Source organism: Pseudoalteromonas sp. AS71 (assembly GCF_038900275.1).
Classification (GTDB): domain Bacteria; phylum Pseudomonadota; class Gammaproteobacteria; order Enterobacterales; family Alteromonadaceae; genus Pseudoalteromonas.
Window position 1 is genome coordinate 22,616 of record NZ_JBBMQZ010000013.1, and the last position, 17,788, is coordinate 40,403.

Here is a 17,788-nt window from a genome sequence, read left to right on the forward strand (position 1 = left end):
CATGGATACTTAGTAAGTATTAGTATTTTTTATTTATTAAAATCCAATTTTTATTGTACCTGTATTGAAATATATCGAGGGTCAGTATAATATTTGTACCTCGCATCTAAAAATTAAGGAAAGTTAGTGGAAAATCTCATGGAAATTAGATTAAGTATTAGTGGTTTTGGTATTGGCTTAGCTAACACAGGATTTGGTGTTAATGCCGTTTCTGGTTGTTACGTTGAAATTCGTGAAAATAGAGGCGCTTCAACCAGAGTATATGGCGTTACAGATCATTTATCTCTAGGGTCAGATTCAAGTACGATATTAGTCGGGCATGTTTCTACCGAATGGATGAAAATAAATGAAGGTAAGCCAAGAGAATTATTAAAACATATAAACCTAGTAGGCAAACTATCAGATATAACAGTTTCAGGGACTACTATTGGCTCTAGCAACGCGGATGTAACTGTTAAGGTTGTGGATGAAACGGGATCGCCTGTCACTGTAATTGAAAAAATGGGGATTAAGGCTTCTGGCTTCCAGATATCTTCGACTAAAATAAGAGGGAAGCTTAAATCACTCATAACAAAGCAACAATTAGAAGCTGTCAAAGGGAAATAAAATGACTCTCTTATCTTCTAATAAAAATGAGAGGGTCAGCTTGTGGAAACGGATTCTGAATTCTGCGTTGTTGTTTTCCCATATAGTTTTGTTATTAGGGATTTCAGTTATAGCATTCGACCGCGAGAGATTTAAAGGCATTAGCGATGCAACATACGGTGATAATGCTCTTTTAATGGAATCTAACTTGGCAGATATATTCGTTTCCCCTTGGTTTGCATATTTGTGCTTAGCTTTGATTCCAATAGCTTTAATAAAAGAGCGTTTATTGAAGAGTTATAACCTTAGGATTTACTTAAATGCATTAGCTTCTCTTATATTCGGAGCAATGACTTTTATATTTATTGTTAATCTTTATAGATTTTAATAAATCTATAAGCAGACAATATTATCAATCTACTAATAAAGATAAGCGAGCCTAATTAGGCTCGCTTTTTTGTGGTCAGGTTAGTGAGCAACTTTAAATTTTTTCTCTTAGCTGCTTATGGAATGTATTGATCTACTTTGTTAAGTGAGATGTTGTTTATCGTTAAATAATATAGAATTAGTTGTCATCGTTGCACAGGGAAGTTTAAGTTTATGAAAAAGTGGATAATTCCAATAGTATTATTAGGCTGGGTTATTTTGGCTCTCAGTTTATATTTCTCTACATTTCATGGCGAGCTATCAGTCCAATCAAGTGATTGGGGCAGTTTTGGTGGTTATATCTCAGGTGTTATTACAGTCCCTTTTAGCGTAATTAGTGCGTACTTTCTATTTCAAACATATATAGATACTCAGAAGTCATATTCTCATACTTTATATGAGAGCAAGATCAATATCTCACATTCAGCAATACGTGAAGCTGCATTATATTTAGAAAAAGCACTTGATGGTAAAATAGTCATAGATGAGAAAGAGTTAAGTTTTAGAGATGTTCATAGTAACCCTAAAATAGCTAAAGAGATCTTCCAGTATATTAAATCAGATAGTAACCTGAACGCCCATTATAGAGTCACTGTTGGGAAAGCATATATTTGCTTATATGACTTTTTGAACTCTTCTGAAGATAAGTATCGCCAAACTGATGTAATCAAGTTTTACAAGCTCCAATATCAGTGGATCATAAAAATTCATAATGAATATGAATTAGAAGTTATTAGATTTAGTAAAGTTAATTCAAAAGGAATCGAGAAATATTTTTATAATACTTAATATCTTCATTCTTGTAGCTAGATGGTTATAAATGAAACGTCTAAACCACATCCTACTGTGCCTATCTCTACTTTTTACATCTAACACATTTGCTCTTGAGCAAAAATATCACGAGTTCATTTCACCTGTTATTGCTGCATTTGAAGCTAATGACAAAGCCGCAATTGCAGCACTTGTTAGTTACCCGCTGAAACGACGATACCCGATACCTGACATTAAAAATAAAGCTGAGTTTATTAACCGCTTTGATGAGATATTTAATGATGAACTCGCCGCAGTTATTGGTAGCTCTAATATTGATACCGATTGGGACAGTGTCGGTTGGCGTGGCATTATGCTAAATAACGGCGTTATGTGGATTGATACAGACGGTAAAATTATTGCTGTAAATACACAAAATACTAAAGAGCAGGCACTTGCTAAAAGCTTAATCGAACAAGGTAAGCAATCCTTGCACACAAGTATTAATACTTTTGAAAAGCCAGTACTCGATTGGAAAACGTCTAGCTACCATATTCGAGTTGATGATTTAGGCGATCATCATTATCGGTATGCAGTGTGGGGTATTAATAAAAAACCAAGCGACAAGCCCGATATGGTTTTACTAAATGGCGATATTACATTTGAAGGTAGCGGTGGGAATCATCATTATACCTTTAAAAATGGTCGCTATAGTTATGTGCTACAAGTAACTATTATTGGCTGCGATACATCACCGCCAGGTTGGCTTGAAGTTTATAAAGACGATGAGAGGTTGTTGTCTGAAGATGTTATAAGCACTCATTAATGTATTTTTTAGTATGCTTGGTAATGTAGATCTGTTTTTAGCAGTTAAACGTTCTAATAATTAGTATTTTTATAAAACAGATCTAAGTGGTAGGCTAAAAGTAGTAAGTATAAAATAGTAAGTAATTAAAAATAGTTCTCGCGCAACAAGGAACCGTCCTTTAAAGCGCTTTGCCAAGGAGTTTAGTATGATCACGCTTACCATTAATGGTAATAAACATGAGTTTTCTGGCGATCCGTCAACGCCAGTATTATGGTACCTGCGAGACGAATTGAATTTAACTGGGCCTAAATTTGGCTGTGGTATGGCTCAGTGCGGTGCGTGTACCGTGCATATTGATGGGGTAGCTCAGCGCTCGTGTGTATTGCCTGTAGCGGCAGTAGAGGGTCTTTCAATTACAACAATTGAAGGGTTAAGCGAGCAGGGCGACCATCCCGTGCAACAAGCATGGGTTGAGCATAAAGTACCGCAGTGTGGTTTTTGCCAGTGCGGCCAAATGATGCAAGCTGCGAGTTTATTAGCAGCAAACCCAACCCCTACCGATGATGAAATAGTAAGTAATATGTCAGGTAATATTTGCCGTTGTGGTACGTATCCGCGCATTCATAAAGCAATTAAATCAGCTGCTAAAACAATGGCGAGTGTTCAATATTTTGACCCAAATGAACAAGGGGAAGGAGTATGAACCAAGATAACAAATACTTTGATTTAAACCGCCGTCAATTTTTAAAAACCAGTGCAATAGGTGCGTTGGTACTCGGTACTTACTTTGTAGGCAGTGCGCCAAGAGCGATTGCTGGCGTGTTAGAGCAGCCATCTGAGCAAGCAAAGCGCGCAAACTTATTTATTGCACTGCGCCCGGATGGCATGGTTGAAATAACCTGTCATCGCTCTGAAATGGGTCAGCAAATTCGCACTGCAATTGCACAAATAGTTGCCGATGAAATGGAAGCCGCGTGGGATAAGGTTATTGTTATTCAGGGGAAGGGCGACCCTAAATACGGCGATCAAAATACCGATGGCTCGCGCAGTATTCGCTACAACATGCAGCGCCTACGTGAAATGGGCGCAAGTGTGCGTTACATGATGCAGCACGCTGCCGCTAAGTATTGGAAAGTTGACCCGCAAACCTGTACTGCTAATCAACACGTTGTTACTCACAGCTCAGGTAAATCACTTACTTATAAAGATTTAATCGACTTAGCGCTTACAATAACGCCACCAGAAGCTGATAAACTAACACTTAAAACACGCAAAGAATGGCGCTATATTAATACCGGCATGGCGCACATAGATTTAGCCGATTTAGTAACAGGTAAAGCAATATTTGCAGCCGATGTACGCGAACCACAAGCGTTGGTGGCTATAATTGAACGCCCGCCAGTAGTGGGCGGTGTTGTTAAGTCATTTGATGCCAGTGCTACAAAAGCGATAAGCGGCGTTATAGATGTTATTGAAATCCCTGCACCAAAAGGCGCACCGCAGTTTCAGCCAAAAGGTGGCATTGCGATTATAGCTAAAAATACATGGGCTGCATGGCAAGGGCGTAAAGCATTAAAAGTCGTGTGGGATGATGGCAAAAATGGCGATTACAATTCAGAAGAATTTAAAAAGTCATTATTACAAACAGTACAAACTCCACAGGCAAACATACGTGATAAAGGCGATGCCATGGGCGTGTTGGCTAAATCGAGCAATAAATTGGTAGCTGATTATTACGCGCCGCACCTTGCTCAAGCCCCAATGGAGCCGCCTTGTGCAACAGCTATGTACAACAAAGACAGTATTGATATATGGGCTGCTACGCAAAATCCACAAGCCGATATGAAAACAGTGGCTGCAATGCTTGGCATGGATGAGAGCAAAATTAATGTTCACGTTACTATGCTCGGCGGCGGCTTTGGGCGTAAATCAAAACCTGACTTTTCAGCAGAAGCAGCTTACCTTTCAATGAAAGTAGGCAAACCTATTCGTGTTCAATGGACGCGTGAAGACGACATACAACATGGCTTTTACCATGCAGTTTCGGCTCAGCACATTGAAGCATCGCTAGATAAAAATGGCGCTATAGAATCTTATTTACACCGCACCGCGTTTTCACCAATTACCTCTACCTTTTCAGAAGGGGCGACTACGCCAGGGAGCTTTGAACTGCGCTTAGGATTTACCGATAACCTCATTAACACACCTAACATGAAGTTAGAAAACGGTGATGCGCCTGCCAAAGCACGAATTGGTTGGATGCGTTCTGTATCAAATATTTTTCATGCTTTTGCTATTCAGTCATTTATTGGCGAAGCAGCACACAAAGCAGGTCGCGACCAAAAAGACTATTTACTAGACACTATAGGTCCGAGTCGTATTGTTGATGTAACTGAGCAAAATGCTACATACGATAATTACGGTGGCGATAAAGCGGTTTATCCGTTAGATATTGGCAGGCTGCGCCATGTTATTGAAAAAGTAGCTGACATGAGTAAATGGGGGCGAGAACTTCCTAAAGGGCGAGGTTTAGGTATAGCAGCACATAGAAGCTTTTTAACTTACGTAGCGACGGTAGTAGAAGTAGAAGTGTCGGATGCTGGCGATTTAAACGTAATTAAATCGTGGGTTGTCATTGACGCGGGTACGGTTGTAAACACCGACACCGTTAAAAACCAAACCCAAGGTGGCTCTATTTACGGAATTACAACTGCAATCAGCGATGGTATTACCTTTGACAAAGGCCGCGTGCAGCAAAGTAATTTTCATGATTATCGAGTACCGCGTATGAGCGACGTACCTCTTGAGATTGACGTTGAAATTGTACAAAGTGATGCACCACCAGCAGGGATAGGCGAGCCGTCTACACCAGTTTATGCGCCAGCATTATGTAATGCTATTTTTGCAGCGTGCGGAAAGCGTATTAGGCAGTTACCGATTGGTAACCAATTAAAAACGTAGCTAAATAACCTACAGCTTAAACAAAAAACCGCCAAAAATGGCGGTTTTTTTAAAGCGGTTAACGCACTTAAAACTCATAAATTACATATTTTTTTCACTAAATCATTATTAATTTGATTCGGTTTAAACGCACTTATATGTTTAGGTATATCAGCTTGTGTATATTCGAGCTGAACATATTCATATGACTGAGGTTCAACAACCTCTTCAAGTAGATAGCTCTGCTTTGACTTTTTACTAAATAACACAGAGTAATTTTTCAACTCAGTATGAGTAAGCTGGTTGGCTTTATACACATTAAAGAATTCATTGTTTGAAGCGACAAAGCTATTGAGAGTTGATGACCAATCTGCATACCATTGTGATTCTTCAAGCGGTACGTTTCCAATAATAACAACAGCTTGGTCGTTATTATAGTCGTCGCATAGCTGTTTTTCTAAAGATGTTTGTTCAGCTATTACTACTCCAGTGCATCCCATAATGCAAAAAGCTAAGCATCCTAAAAGGCTTTTTTTCATTTTAGTATCCTATATAACAAGTGGAATCACCTGATTGTTTGAAATTGATGACTGGTTAAAAAGTAATTAGCTTAATGGGCAAATGTTGAGGTTGTGGGACTTATAAAGTGCAGTGAGTCCATTTTGGATAAATTACCATCCCACCTTAGCTCCCAGCAATATTTGGAGTCCTTAGAGCTATTTAAACTCTTTTTCCTCAAGATAAACATCGTAGTATTGGACTAAATAGTATAACTAACTAAATATAAAAGATAGGCTCAATATTTATCGTAAAATCAGTATGTAAACATATTAAAAGACAAAAAATAGGGTCTTAATTTTTTATGAAATTTATAACCCATAACAAAAAACCGCCAAAATGGCGGTTTTTTTAAAGCGGTTAACGCGGCTTAATGGCCTTTTTCAAATTCATCTACTTCGCGCTCAGCTTCTTCTTTAGATTTACCGTATTGCTGTTGAATTTTACCAACAAGCTCTTTACGGCTACCTTCAATTTTATCTAAATCATCGTTGGTAAGATCGCCCCATTTTTGTTGAGCCTTACCTTTAAGTTCTTTCCAATTACCTTCGATACGATCGCTGTTCATAAGTTTATCCTTACTTTAGGTTAGTGAATTGACTGTCAATTATAAAGTAGCAAGCCTTATACCAAGAGATAATGATGAATTTATTGTTTTTATTATCAGTTGGTTATATTTTTATGTTGAGTGTTGTTGTTTTTAATATTGTGTTTTTATTAAAAAATATACATAGCAGCCTGTAATTATTGCTGACATAAGTTACGCCGCTTTGATGTAACTCATTCTTAAACTTTTGTTTTAAGCTAATATGCAGGTATTAAATAAAGTAGTTAACCTGAGTGAGTTATGAATATTAAAACGTGTGAATATGGGGTAGGTGACTGCTCATACAAAATGGCAGGTGAGTTAGCAGGTATTACACAATTGGTGAATGCGTTTTACGATAATATGGTCGCTTTAAAAGAGGCTGAAAATATAAGGAGTATGCATTCAAAAGACTTATCGGCATCGCGAAAAAAGCTCACTTATTTTTTGTCGGGCTGGCTAGGTGGTCCTAAATTATACGCTGAACATTTTGGCAGTATTAACATTCCTCAAGCGCACAAACATTTACATGTAGGAATTGAGCAAAGCGGTGCATGGCTGTTATGCATGCAAAAAGCGGTTGATGAGCAACCTTACGAAGCCTCATTTAAAATTTACTTAATGGAGCAATTACGCGTACCTGCTGATCGAATTAGAATGGTATCCGGTAGTTAATAGCAATTATTAATAAACATCAATCGCAGCTAGGCTTTGGTTTTTTGTTACAATGCCTGCAAAGCAATTTAGGGTAAATAGCTGTGCTGCCTGTTCAAGACATATATCAACAACTCATTACTACATTACAACGTAATCCTATTACGTTACTACAAGCGCCGCCTGGTGCTGGTAAATCTACGTGGTTGCCGCTACAGCTTATGCGCGACGGGCATTTTAAACGTATTGTAATGCTAGAGCCTCGCCGAATAGCTGCACGTAATATTGCCAGTTATTTAGCAAAGTGCCAAAACGAGAGTGTTGGGCAAAGTGTGGGTTTGCGGATTAGAGGCGAGAGTAAAGTAAGCGCTAATACGCGCCTCGAAATAGTCACCGAAGGCATGCTTACGCGCATGCTGCAAAACGACCCCGAATTAAGCGATATAGATTTACTTATATTTGATGAATTTCATGAGCGTTCAATTGCAGCAGATACCTCACTTGCCTTTGCGCTCGAGACCCAAAGTGCACTGCGTGAAGATTTAACCATCATGCTTATGTCGGCAACGCTAGATACTGAGCGTTACACTGCGTTTTTTGATTGCCCTGTAATTCAGTCAAGCGGTCGCAGCTACCCAATAGACGAAATATACATACCCATAAAAGATGAAAGCCGCTGGCTTGATGCAATTCCTACCATAATAAAACAAGCACTTAATGAGCAAACAGGCAGTGCATTGGTATTTTTACCTGGGCAATTTGAGATACTACGTGTGCAACAAGCACTGAACGATTTACCCAGTAACTGCATAGTCGCAACGCTATTTGGCGAGCAAGATAAAGCTAATCAGCAAGCTGCTATTGCCCCTGCACCAAACGGTATGCGCAAAGTAGTGCTTACCACCAATGTAGCCGAAACCAGTTTAACTATCGAAGGTATTCGCATTGTAATTGACAGCGGCAAGCGCCGTGCAGCTACCTTTAATTTAAAAACAGGGGTTACTGAGCTCACAACACAAAGTATATCGCGCTCCTCTGCTGTGCAGCGTGCAGGACGTGCAGGGCGAATAGAGCCGGGTATTGTATATAGGCTTGGTTCAAAGCAAACCTTTGAGCGCCGTAATAGCCACGACAATCCCGAAATACTCACATCAGACATAAGCCAACTTATGCTAGAGGCAAAGCAATGGGGAGCCAGTATTGATGAGCTAACCTTGCTCGATAAGCCCACTGAGCAGCAATGCGAGCAAGCAAGTAACCTGCTTAACATGCTAGAAGCTATTGATAGCAAAGGTAAGCTTACCCAGCTTGGCAGTAAAATGTTAGGTTTTGGTGCTGATATTCGTTTGGCGCATATGCTACTAAAAGCCCATATGCTTGATGACCAACTCCCTGGTATTTTTAGGCTCGCTATTTATTTAGTGGCATTACTTGAGAGCCGAGTAAACAATGCAAACGAGTTGAGTTTAGCGTTGCATAGCCAACAGCAACGTCCACATCCGGTATTTAAACAACAGTTAAAGTATTGGCAAAACCGCTTAAAAGTAAAAGACGAAAACAGCGAATTAAATACGCATTATATAAGTTTGCTAGTGGCATTGGCATACCCAGATCGTATTGCTAAAAAACGCGGTAATGGTTACCTACTTGCCAATGGTGCAGGTGCTGAGTTAAACGCCGATTACTGGCACAACGACGATTACTTAGCCATAGCAACCATGGGTGGGCACAAAGGAGGGCGTATATTTACAGCCACTGCGCTTAACCCATTTGAGTTACAAGAATTTTTACCGCATTTATTTAGTGAACTTACTCGCTGTGAGTTTGACGAAAAATCAGCACGTTTTATTCATCAAGATGAAGTAAAGCTCGGGGCTATAACACTCACCAGCCAACCTAGTAAACAAAAACTAGATAAGGGCGAGCGCGCTAAAGCGTGGCTTAACTTATTTGCTAAACACGGTTTTGCATTATTTAACGAGCAACCTGATGCGCAGCAATTGCTGATACGCATGAGCTTAGCAAGTAAGTTAATGCCCGATAAATTCCCGCAAATAAATGAGCAACAACTCATTCAAAGTGCAGCGCAGTGGCTAGGCGTGTTTTTAGAAGATATTAAAACGCTCACGCAGCTTAAAAAGTTTAACTACTTTGAAGCATTACAAAACTGCTTTGATTGGCAACAACAAACCGCTTTAAAAACACTGTTACCACTGCGCTTAACTGTGCCCAGTGGCTCAAATATAAAAATAGAATACCAACTTGATGGCCCCGCAAAGCTAAGCGTGCGTATGCAAGAAGTTTACGGCTTGACCAGTACACCTATGCTCGGTAACGGTAAACTGCCATTACTTATGGAGTTGCTATCGCCAGGTAAACGCTCACTGCAACTTACTCAAGATTTAGCACACTTTTGGGCTAGCAGTTACCGCGATGTGCAAAAGGAAATGAAAGGCCGCTACCCTAAGCATTTTTGGCCGGACGAACCTGCCAACAGCGTTGCAACAAATAGAGTAAAGAGCAAAATGTAATTTGCCGTATTTTATAACTTTATTTACTTTAAATAGTGTGTTTTTATATTAGAAACAATAAGGAATGTTAAAAATGAAAATAATATTTGCTGCTTTACTTCTACTCTCATCGGGTGTCAGTGCTAACAATTACCAAGAAGAAGTTGATAAATTTTTTGAATTGTACGCTGATGAAAAAACAAGCGATGCTGTTGATTCCATTTACGCAAGTAATAAATATGTGTCGTCGATACCTGATCAGGTAAAACAGATAAAAACACAGCTATCCTCACTTGATGATCTTGTTGGTGAAATTAATTTCATTAATAAGGTTTCTGATTATAAAGTTGGGGAGCTTTTTGTTCATGTAACCTACCTAGTAACCTACGATAGGCAGCCTATTCGTTTTGAATTTCAATTTTTTAAAGTGAAAGAAGGTTGGAGAATTTATTCAATGTCTTTTGATGACAATATCGATGAAGATATAAAAGAGCTTGCAAGAAAAGCTGCGCTAAAAAATTAATGTATTAATAAATTTAGTCGTTTTAGTAAAAATACTTTTTTAAAAGTAATCGTTATGAAGTGTAAGCTAAGCTTTCTATTAATTATATTTTTTAGCTTTTCAGCCCGTGCCGATGAGACGTTAGACCTAAAGTTGTTTGCACAAAGTTATTACAATGCCATGACCGCAACACAAGCACCTAACGCAGGTGCTAAAGAGCTTGAAGCTTACCTTGCATTGTTAACCGATGATATTGGCAATCAACATATTCCGTATCAACCGGATGACTCACGTACTCCAGATGGTAAAAGCAGATGCGCAAAGGTATGAGTTTTTACTTAGGTGCGCACACATTGTTTGAAAGCACACTGCTTCATACATTTGTGTTTAACGATACAGGCTTTGCTATTCGTTATAAAAACTATGTAAAAGGTATTCATCCGCAAAATGGCGATGATCCGCAAGTATCACGAATAAACGAATAACTAATAAAACAAATAAGGATATATATGAAACATTTACTTATCGCATTATCAATATTAATGCTTAGTGCATGCGTTAGCACAAAAAATGATTTTAGATTTGATGGCTCCACACCAGAGACAACTCAAGTGGGAGTTAATAAAGTTTTAAAAGCATTAAAGCCTCAAGATTCCATGCGTTTTTTAGGCGCTTTAATCGCAATTCAGTTTTCTGACGTGCAAAGCGCAGAAGATATAATAGGCGACCCGACCATGATGGGAGAAATGAATTACTTTATTATTGGCAAAAAAATAGATGGTTTAAATTATTACGAAGTACTGGATCTTGCGAGTTCGTCTCCATCAAAAGTTGAATTTTCTGTAGAAGAGTAATTTTATTTTGTTAGTTACAATATAATTTTACGCCAATGATGCAGTGCATTATTAGCGTTTTTATATGAAATTATTTATATTTAACTATTTATACTTAACTATTCGGGATGATAGTTCATTTTTTTAAAAGCATCGTATATCGCTAAATGTAGTGTTTCAGTGTGATCTAGGTTTTCAAAATAGCCAAATTGCACTTGGCTTTTACTACTAAGAATAGGCGTGACTTTTTTATGTAATTGCTTTGCTAAACCTTCCATTAGCTCACCTTCTTTACCTACACCAATATAAACCGATTGAGGAAAGGTAGTTGGCTCAAAAGGGCCATTTAGTAATTCATTATCGGCCCACCATAGGCTTGGGCTAATTATTACGTAATGATTAAACATTGCAGGATGATTAAATAAAATTTCGGTGGCTAGTAAACCACCTAACGACTGACCAATTAAAGTGCTTGTTGAGTTGGTACGGTAAGTTTTATTGATCAGTGGGCGTAGTTCGTCGTTTATAAAACTAATAAACTTTTTTGAGCCACCGTGCGTTGGCAAGTCTTTTAAATCGAGGGCATTATTACTCGGTGATGTAAAATCGTGTTTACGATCGATATTTGCTATACCCACAACGATGGCTTCGGGTATATGGTTTATCCACGGAAAAGAAGCAAATTGTACAAGCCCTGCAATATGAATAAAGTCTTCATCTTTTGAGCCATCGAGTAAGTAAATAACAGGGTAATGCTTATCGCTTGATTGCTCATAACTATTAGGTAAGTAAACGTTTATAGTGCGTTGCTGCTCAAGCGTGGTTGATTTAAAGGTAAAGGTTTCACCAATACTAAAAGGTTTTGTTTTAATCGGTTCTGCATGGCTTAATAAGCTAAAAGCTAAACATATTATTGTAAATAAACTTAACACTTTATTTTTCATTAGATTGCCTTTAGTTATTGTTATCACTTAATTTAAACTTCTTTACCGCCATGCTTTTCTGCTAGGTCGTCGAGCTCTGCTGAGGTGTAGTCAAAACCACTTTCGTCGTATTCGTATGTCACTTTTACACTATCGCCGCCATTAAAAAGTCGTGTTTTTACATCGTTAACCGGCCAGTCTTTGAGCTCGTGTAAAAATCGGTTAGCAACTTGTGAAGATTCAAAACAATAGCGAATTTCTGTTTTCATAAATAATAAAGCTCTGGCTGTTTACCCCTGCAGCTGGTGCATTATTAATGGGGCGTTCATGATTCGGTTACAAAAAATAAAGAGTTAAATTGTAAATTTTGTGTTTCAATAAATGCATCAAACTCGGTACACACTAGCGTACTTTAATTAACAAGTGATGACGACTTTACATGCATTATAAATTTGCTCTGATCGCAAGCTCGGTTTTTATACTAAGCGCTTGCGGTGGTTCAGGCTCCGATGATACGCCAACCGTTAACGGAAATAAAATCCCCATTTTGTCAGTCGCTGATATTCCTAGTGAATTAAGTAAAGGCCAAACAATTGAGCTAACAGCAACAGCCAGTGATAAAGACGGCACTATTACATCGGTTGTATGGCAACAAACGCAAGGGCCTCAACTAATTAATGGACCTCTAGAGGCCGCAACTACCTCAGTAACACTGCTAAATGCGCAAAGTTATAAGCCTGTTGATTATGCTTTTTCGGTAACTGCAACCGATAACGAAGGGGCAAGCAGTGTAAAAACGCTAAGCTTTACTGCACGTAATAATATGGATGACATTAGCGCCGCACGATTACTACACCAAGCAACAATGGGGCCTAAGCTTAGTGAAATACAAAGCGCACAAGGTTTAAGCGAGCAGCAATGGCTTGATAAACAAATAGCGCTACCTATTAATTATCACCGTGATTATTTAGTAAAGCTAAATGACGATGACGACTTTAAATACATAAGCCGCATAGACGCATGGTGGAAGGCAGTAATGCAAAGTGACGATCAACTTCGTCAACGTGTTGCATTTGCGTTAAGTGAAATATTAGTAGTGTCGGATGAAAACAGTGCCTTAAGAGGCCAACCTGAGGGCATGGTCACTTATTACGATTTGCTACTAAAGCATGCTTTTGGTAATTATCGTGACTTACTCCAAGATGTCACGCTTTCGCCTATTATGGGTACTTACTTAAGCCATTTGGGTAACGAAAAAGCAGACGATGCACTTAATATTCGCCCAGACGAAAATTACGCACGTGAAGTAATGCAATTATTTACTATTGGCCTTGAAGAGCTAAACCTAGATGGTAGCGCCAAGCTTGATGCCCAAGGGAATACTATTGCCACTTACGGGCAGGACGAAATAGAGGGTTTTGCACGCGTATTTACAGGTTGGACGTTTGCCGATAGTGAAACATTTAAGCGTAAAATTCGTGATTATATTAAGCCAATGGAAGCGTTTGACGAGTACCACTCTAGTAAACAAAAAACCTTACTAAATGGCGAGGTTATACCACAAGGTTATGCAGCAGAAGAGTCATTGCATATAGCGCTTGATAACTTATTTAACCATCAAAATGTTGCGCCGTTTATTAGCAAACAGCTTATTCAGCGATTAATTACGTCAAATCCAACACCTCAATACGTTGAGCGAGTAGCTAATGTATTTATTGATAACGGTGCTGGTGTACGCGGCGATTTAGCGGCGGTAGTAAAGGCTATTTATTTAGATGATGAAGCGCGGCATTTTGGCTCAGTGCTTAATTACCAAGGTAAAATTAAAGAGCCTATTTTAAAGACTGTACAGTTTTGGCGAAACCTCGATGCTAAATCGCCAGCGGGTTATTATAAAACATGGAATTTAATAAATAGCTACGGGCAAGGGCCCATGCAGTCGGCTTCGGTATTTAACTTTTTTAGGCCTGATTATCAAACCGCAGCTTTACGAAATGAAGGTATTGTTGCGCCAGAATTACAAATAGCAAACGATGCAACACTGATTGGCACCATGAACGCGCTTTACGCAAGTTTAGTGTGGAGTACCGCAGAAGCGCACAGTGATTTAAATTCAAATGGTATTTATGTTTATGTTCAAGACGACATGAATGTTTTAGAGAAAAACGGTGTTAGCGCGCTATTAACTCAGTACAACACGCTATATTTTGCAGGCGCAATGAGCAGTGACACTCGCCAAGCATTATTTGATTTAGATGCCTATTTTAATGAAGAGCAATACCGTGAACGGGTTTCGTATTTATTATATATGATTGCTATTTCACCTGAATTTAACGTGCAGTATTAGGAGCGCATAATGAGCATTAATAGAAGAGAGTTTTTGTCGTTATGTGTAAAAGGCAGCGTATCGGCCGCCGCGTTAACAAGCCTGCAATTACAAGCGTTAACTGGAGCGACTAATGCTGTTGAGCTAGGTGATTACAAAGCATTAGTGTGTGTTTATTTATACGGAGGGAATGATTCGTTAAATATGCTCGTTCCGCTTGAAGGCGAGCAACGTAGTGTTTACGAGCAAAGCAGGCAGAACCTAGCGGTAGAGAGCCCACTTGAGTTAAGTATTAAAAGCCAGTTTGCCGGTGGAGTCGGTATTCACCCTTCACTTGAACCTATACAAAGTGTATTTGAATCTCAAAATTTAGCATTTATAGGCGGGGTAGGTACTTTACTCGCTCCCACGACATTGAGTGACTATAAAAATAAAACAGTAGGCTTACCTAAGCATTTGTTTTCGCATAACGATCAGCAGGCTGCGTGGATGTATGGTAGAGAAAAACAATCACTTAACAGTGGTTGGGGCGCACGACTTTTAGAACGTTTAGAGTTACAAGATGAGTTTGCAGCTAATGTATCACTCGACGGTACTAATCTATGGCAAACGGGAAGTACAACGAGTGCATTTGCGCTTAACAAAAGCGGCATTAGTAATATCAACGCGTTTGGAGGGTATCAACCTCGAAGCGAGCACGTAACCGCTATTATGAATCGCTTATTAGGTAATACAGGGCATCCGTTAAGTACTGCTTATGCTAATGGTTTAACAAGTGCGATAAATAACACTCAAGCAATGAACAGCGCCTTGGAAAGCGCGCCTGCATTTATTACTCCATTTAGCGATAATAGCCTTAGTGAGCAATTCGCAGCAGTCGCGAAAACAATTCGCGTACAGGCAAAATTGAGTACTCAGCGCCAAGTGTTTTTTGTTTCTATGGGAGGTTATGATACGCACGACAACCAATTAACAACGCACCCTGCTTTATTAAATACGTTAGCTCAAGGATTAAGTGAATTTGATAGCGCAATGAAAGAGCTTGATATGGCTGATAAAGTGACTGCGTTTACTATGTCTGATTTTGGTCGCACGTTGACCTCAAATGGCGATGGTACTGACCATGGTTGGGCAGGAAACCAAATAGTAATGGGCGGCGCAGTAAAAGGTGGCAATATATATGGCGAGCTACTAACGCAACATTTGGATGGGCCACAAGATACCGGTGGCGGGCGTTTAATTCCTAGTGTTGCTAATGAGCAGTACTTTGCCACATTAGCCCAGTGGTTTGGTGTGCCAAGCTCTGAGCTTGCTGATATTTTTCCTAATTTAAGTAACTTTGATTACACAACATTGGACTTTTTTGTGTAATTAGTCGCTAATAGTAATCTAAAAGCGCTTGTTAGTAGTATAAGCTACTGGTTAATAGTGCTTATCTGTTTCAATAATAAAAATCACACACAATAAAGGAATTGTAAAATGAAAGTTTTAGTGAGCTTAGTTAGTTTAATCGCTTTTTTACTCGTACTACTGCCAGGGCCTTTGTATAAATTTGGTATTGTAGAATTAGGCGTTGCGTTTACGGGTTTTAAATATGGCGTTTACGCTGGTGGCGCTGCTTTGGTATTACTTATAGTACAAGTATTATTTATGCGTAAAACATTAACGCTAAGTAGTGGTGTTATTGCACTTGTGTTTTCGGTTGTGGCTATTGCTATGCCACTTAATATGATGAACAAGGCTGAAGGCGTACCGGCAATTCATGACATTTCAACTGATTTAGTTAACCCACCAAAATTTGTAGCAATTGCGCCACTACGTGCAAATGCATCTAACCCAGTAGAATACGCGGGTGAAGAAATAGCAGTGCAGCAACGCAAAGCATACCCTGAACTGGCAACGTTAAGCTTTGCACAATCAAAAGCCGATTTAATGACAGCAAGCGAACAAGCAGTTAAAAACCTTGGTTTTGCTGTAGTAAGTGCAAATACGGCTACAGGTATTGTAGAGGCTACTGATACAACAACATGGTTTGGTTTTAAAGACGATGTGGTCATTCGTATTAAAGATGAAGGCAGCCAACGTTTTGTTGATATTCGTAGTAAGTCGCGAGTAGGGCGCAGTGATTTAGGAAAAAATGCAGAGCGCATTCATTCAATTATTAATGAACTAAATACCTTACTTGAAAAATAAAACGACTTAACCTGTATTAGGTTATTAAAGCCCAACATTGTTGGGCTTTTTTTGTGCCTATTTTATATTGTCAGGTTCTATTCACGGGCTATGCACTATGCTATTGATGATTTAAATTTTTAACCACTATGGAGTTATTATGAAAACAGTAGGATATGCAGCAAAAAGCCAAGGTTCTGAATTAACAGAGTTTTCTTTTGAGCGCCGCGATTTACGAAATAACGATGTAGAAATTGAAATTTTATACTGTGGTGTGTGCCATTCAGATTTACACGCCGTACGAAATGATTGGGGTGGCAGTGACTACCCGTTGGTGCCTGGGCATGAAATTGTCGGTAAAGTTATGTCGGTAGGTAGCGACGTTAAAAAGTATAAGCAAGGCGACACGGTTGCTGTTGGTTGTATGGTTGATTCGTGCCAAAGCTGCGACCAATGTGATAATGACGAAGAGCAATTTTGTCGCGAAGGCATGATTGGTACTTACGCAGGTAAAGACCGTATTAGTGGTGAAATGACCCAAGGTGGGTATTCTAAACATGTTGTTGTACGCGAAGAATTCGTACTTTCTGTGCCAAAAAATTTAGACCTTTCTCGCGTAGCACCGCTACTTTGTGCAGGTATTACTACTTACTCGCCACTTCATAAATGGGGCGTAAAAAAAGGTAGCCGTGTTGGTGTTGTTGGTCTAGGCGGACTTGGTCATATGGCCGTTAAAAATGCAGTTGCAATGGGCGCAAGCGTTACGGTAATTGGCCGTAGTGAGTCTAAAAAAGAGGATGCGGTTAAATTAGGTGCTCAGCACTACTTAGTGTCATCTAATGATGACGAAATGAAAGAATCGCAATCTGCCTTTGATGTCATTATAGATACCGTACCTGTGAAGCATGATTTATCTATATACACACCGCTACTTGATGTAGATGGTACTTTAGTTATTGTTGGCCAAGTTGGTCCTGTAGATGAGCTAAGCACGGTGCCATTATTAATGGGTCGCCGTCGTATTGCAGGCTCACTTATTGGTGGTATTGCAGAAACACAACAAATGCTCGACTTTTGTGGTGAAAACAACGTGCTACCTGAGTGCGAAATGATCAACATTGACGAAATTAACACTGCATACGAGCGTATGGAAAAGTCTGACGTACGATACCGTTTTGTTATTGATATGGCATCGTTAAACGCTTAATTTACTAG

The 17,788-nt window shown here is 39.2% G+C and carries 18 protein-coding genes and 1 pseudogene; 15 read left to right on the forward strand and 4 right to left on the reverse strand.

Annotated elements, in window-relative coordinates; translation table 11 throughout:
• Nucleotides 1-138: 138 nt before the first annotated feature.
• The 6 genes from WNY98_RS11160 to WNY98_RS11185 all read left to right on the forward strand — a co-directional run bounded on the left by WNY98_RS11160 (nucleotide 139) and on the right by WNY98_RS11185 (nucleotide 5,530).
• Nucleotides 139-606: a hypothetical protein gene (locus WNY98_RS11160; RefSeq protein ID WP_342877923.1), complete on the forward strand. Its 468-nt coding sequence runs from the start codon at nucleotides 139-141 to the stop codon at nucleotides 604-606.
• 1 nt (nucleotide 607) lies between these two features.
• Nucleotides 608-973 carry a hypothetical protein gene (locus tag WNY98_RS11165; RefSeq protein ID WP_342877924.1) on the forward strand — a complete coding sequence of 122 codons (366 nt, stop codon included), beginning with the start codon at nucleotides 608-610 and terminating at the stop codon, nucleotides 971-973.
• Nucleotides 974-1,185: 212 nt separating this feature from the next.
• The gene (locus tag WNY98_RS11170) at nucleotides 1,186-1,800 is read left to right on the forward strand and encodes a hypothetical protein (protein ID WP_342877925.1); all 615 of its coding nucleotides are present in this window, start codon (nucleotides 1,186-1,188) and stop codon (nucleotides 1,798-1,800) included.
• 31 nt (nucleotides 1,801-1,831) lie between these two features.
• Complete coding sequence (locus WNY98_RS11175; RefSeq protein WP_342877926.1) at nucleotides 1,832-2,587, forward strand: hypothetical protein; 756 nt, start codon at nucleotides 1,832-1,834, stop codon at nucleotides 2,585-2,587.
• Between the two features lie 187 nt (nucleotides 2,588-2,774).
• Nucleotides 2,775-3,272: a (2Fe-2S)-binding protein gene (locus WNY98_RS11180; protein ID WP_342877927.1), complete on the forward strand. Its 498-nt coding sequence runs from the start codon at nucleotides 2,775-2,777 to the stop codon at nucleotides 3,270-3,272.
• Nucleotides 3,269-5,530, forward strand: coding sequence for a molybdopterin cofactor-binding domain-containing protein (locus tag WNY98_RS11185; RefSeq protein WP_342877928.1), 2,262 nt, complete (start codon nucleotides 3,269-3,271; stop codon nucleotides 5,528-5,530). The genes WNY98_RS11180 and WNY98_RS11185 overlap by 4 nt, the downstream gene beginning before the upstream one ends.
• Before the next feature lie 74 nt (nucleotides 5,531-5,604).
• Here the strand turns inward: WNY98_RS11185 and WNY98_RS11190 are convergent, their stop codons facing one another.
• Nucleotides 5,605-6,048, reverse strand: coding sequence for a hypothetical protein (locus tag WNY98_RS11190; RefSeq protein ID WP_342877929.1), 444 nt, complete (start codon nucleotides 6,046-6,048; stop codon nucleotides 5,605-5,607).
• A 389-nt stretch (nucleotides 6,049-6,437) separates the two neighbouring features.
• Complete coding sequence (locus WNY98_RS11195) at nucleotides 6,438-6,635, reverse strand: CsbD family protein (RefSeq protein ID WP_166378494.1); 198 nt, start codon at nucleotides 6,633-6,635, stop codon at nucleotides 6,438-6,440.
• Nucleotides 6,636-6,914: 279 nt separating this feature from the next.
• Between WNY98_RS11195 and WNY98_RS11200 the strand changes: the two genes are divergently transcribed.
• From WNY98_RS11200 to WNY98_RS11220, 5 genes and pseudogenes are all read left to right on the forward strand, one after another.
• The gene (locus tag WNY98_RS11200; protein WP_342877930.1) at nucleotides 6,915-7,328 is read left to right on the forward strand and encodes a group II truncated hemoglobin; all 414 of its coding nucleotides are present in this window, start codon (nucleotides 6,915-6,917) and stop codon (nucleotides 7,326-7,328) included.
• Between the two features lie 83 nt (nucleotides 7,329-7,411).
• Nucleotides 7,412-9,838: an ATP-dependent helicase HrpB gene (gene hrpB / locus WNY98_RS11205; protein ID WP_342877931.1), complete on the forward strand. Its 2,427-nt coding sequence runs from the start codon at nucleotides 7,412-7,414 to the stop codon at nucleotides 9,836-9,838.
• A 73-nt stretch (nucleotides 9,839-9,911) separates the two neighbouring features.
• The gene (locus WNY98_RS11210; protein WP_170072028.1) at nucleotides 9,912-10,340 is read left to right on the forward strand and encodes a hypothetical protein; all 429 of its coding nucleotides are present in this window, start codon (nucleotides 9,912-9,914) and stop codon (nucleotides 10,338-10,340) included.
• 54 nt (nucleotides 10,341-10,394) lie between these two features.
• Nucleotides 10,395-10,768, forward strand: a pseudogene (locus tag WNY98_RS11215) (nuclear transport factor 2 family protein); the annotation flags it as partial.
• 60 nt (nucleotides 10,769-10,828) lie between these two features.
• Nucleotides 10,829-11,173, forward strand: a complete 345-nt coding sequence (locus WNY98_RS11220) for a hypothetical protein (protein WP_076925131.1) — start codon at nucleotides 10,829-10,831, stop codon at nucleotides 11,171-11,173.
• Nucleotides 11,174-11,271: 98 nt separating this feature from the next.
• Here the strand turns inward: WNY98_RS11220 and WNY98_RS11225 are convergent, their stop codons facing one another.
• Nucleotides 11,272-12,096, reverse strand: a complete 825-nt coding sequence (locus WNY98_RS11225; RefSeq protein WP_342877932.1) for an alpha/beta hydrolase-fold protein — start codon at nucleotides 12,094-12,096, stop codon at nucleotides 11,272-11,274.
• A gap of 32 nt (nucleotides 12,097-12,128) precedes the next feature.
• The gene (locus WNY98_RS11230; RefSeq protein ID WP_010555169.1) at nucleotides 12,129-12,344 is read right to left on the reverse strand and encodes a hypothetical protein; all 216 of its coding nucleotides are present in this window, start codon (nucleotides 12,342-12,344) and stop codon (nucleotides 12,129-12,131) included.
• Between the two features lie 170 nt (nucleotides 12,345-12,514).
• On the opposite strand from WNY98_RS11230, the gene WNY98_RS11235 reads away from it, so the two are divergent.
• The 4 genes from WNY98_RS11235 (at nucleotide 12,515) to WNY98_RS11250 (ending at nucleotide 17,780) form a co-directional block, all read left to right on the forward strand.
• A complete protein-coding gene (locus WNY98_RS11235) occupies nucleotides 12,515-14,422 on the forward strand; it encodes a DUF1800 family protein (RefSeq protein WP_342877933.1) in 1,908 nt (635 codons plus the stop codon).
• A 9-nt stretch (nucleotides 14,423-14,431) separates the two neighbouring features.
• Complete coding sequence (locus WNY98_RS11240; protein WP_342877934.1) at nucleotides 14,432-15,772, forward strand: DUF1501 domain-containing protein; 1,341 nt, start codon at nucleotides 14,432-14,434, stop codon at nucleotides 15,770-15,772.
• A 108-nt stretch (nucleotides 15,773-15,880) separates the two neighbouring features.
• Nucleotides 15,881-16,594 (forward strand): DUF1499 domain-containing protein, encoded by a 714-nt coding sequence (locus WNY98_RS11245; RefSeq protein ID WP_170072034.1) that lies wholly within the window; start codon nucleotides 15,881-15,883, stop codon nucleotides 16,592-16,594.
• Between the two features lie 139 nt (nucleotides 16,595-16,733).
• Nucleotides 16,734-17,780 carry an NAD(P)-dependent alcohol dehydrogenase gene (locus WNY98_RS11250; protein ID WP_197185402.1) on the forward strand — a complete coding sequence of 349 codons (1,047 nt, stop codon included), beginning with the start codon at nucleotides 16,734-16,736 and terminating at the stop codon, nucleotides 17,778-17,780.
• Nucleotides 17,781-17,788 lie beyond the last annotated feature (8 nt).